Raw genomic sequence first — 1,545 nt, 5'->3', positions numbered from 1 at the left:
GAGATAATATGAAGTGACCTCCTAGTTGTCAAAACGTGGATTTAGATTCATAATTAGATTGAAAAACAAATTACAGAATCGTTACCATAACGACAATAGGAGGTCACTATGAAAAGTATAGTTTATATTGGAGCAGATGTCCATAAAAAATCTTATAGTTTATGTGCAATTGATGGAGATACTGGAGAAATATTAGGAGAAACTAAGATCAGTCCAGATGTGAAACTTATTGAAAAATTCATCAATAATGCAATGAAAAAAGCACAGAAAGATGCAGATGTATTGGTTGGCTATGAAGCAGGATGTTTAGGTTATTCACTTTATTGGCAATTAAAAGAAAAAGGGATTGCCTGTGATATCCTGGCACCTTCAACGATGCATCGTTCAGCCAAAAATAAAGTGGTGAAGAACGACAAAAGAGATGCCCAAATGATCGCAACAAATTTAGCCAATAAATCATATAAATCAGTTTATGTACCTAATGATCATGATGTGGAAGTTAAAGAGTACATTAGAATGATGAATGATTTTAAAGGTGAATCAAAAAAAGTGAAACAGCATATCAATGCCTTTGTATTACGACTTGGATACAGATATGAAGGAAAGTCCAGATGGATACCATCACATATCAAATGGTTGAAAGAACTGAAACTGGATCCAATGTACAGAGAGATATTGGATGAATATTTATCGCAGTTGGAATTATTAGAAACGAAGATAGGCAGATTCCAGCATAAACTAGAAGAATTATCTCAGGAAGAGCCATACAAAGAAAAGATAGGCGAATTACGCTGTTTAAAGAGTATAGACACAACAGCAGCGATGACTTTACATGCAGAAATCTCCGACTTTAACAGATTTCCAACAGCCAATGCTTTTTCATCCTATTGCGGATTAACTCCAGGAGAAGATTCAAGCGGAGATAAAAACAAACGATTAAGCATAACTAAGCAAGGAAATGCAGTGGTAAGAGAAACACTGGTAGAATGTGCACAAGTACTAGTAAGAGGAACAGTTGGAAAAAAAGGAAAGAAAGTCATATCAAAACAAAAGGGACAGGATGTGAAGGTCATCGATTATGCGGACAAAGCGGTTATAAGATTACAAAAGAAATATCACAGAATGATATTAAAAGGAATCAATAGAAATATCGCGATAACAGCGATTGCCAGAGAATTATCATGCTTTGTATGGGGAATAGAAACAGGACATATCAATTAAAAAGGATATATAAATTCTCAAAGAAAGGAGAGATTATGAGGTAGCCAAAAAAAGACAGAATCATCAAAGGCATAGATGGACCTCAAAATAAGAAAACAGGTTCAACTATCTAAGATACACCTCTTATGGCAGTGACAATATAAATAATATGTCGCGATAATTATTTATATGAAATATCACTGATCCACGTAGTGAGATTGTAGAGTTTGACGACGAACCATTAACCTTTTGGTAACCAACCCACGAATAACAGAGTGGTTAACTGTCGCAAAATCTTCATTATGGGGTCTTTGTATGCCTTTGATGGCACAATTGAATAAAAAA

At 34.6% G+C, this 1,545-nt stretch carries 1 protein-coding gene; it reads left to right on the top strand.

Annotation, left to right across the window (positions count from 1 at the left end; all coding sequences use genetic code 11):
• Positions 1-108 precede the first annotated feature (108 nt).
• A complete protein-coding gene (locus E0K96_RS12030) occupies positions 109-1,221 on the top strand; it encodes an IS110 family RNA-guided transposase (RefSeq protein ID WP_087305282.1) in 1,113 nt (370 codons plus the stop codon).
• Positions 1,222-1,545: the final 324 nt, after the last annotated feature.

The organism is Massilimicrobiota sp. SW1139, assembly GCF_012027715.1.
Classification (GTDB): Bacteria; Bacillota_I; Bacilli_A; order Erysipelotrichales; family Coprobacillaceae; genus Allocoprobacillus; species Allocoprobacillus merdigallinarum.
This window is presented reverse-complemented; position numbering and strand designations above follow the sequence as displayed.

Bases quoted from the DNA above. Each gene is read 5' to 3' on its own strand.
- E0K96_RS12030 (WP_087305282.1), top strand. From the start codon at position 109: ATGAAAAGTATAGTTTATATTGGAGCAGATGTCCATAAAAAATCTTAT.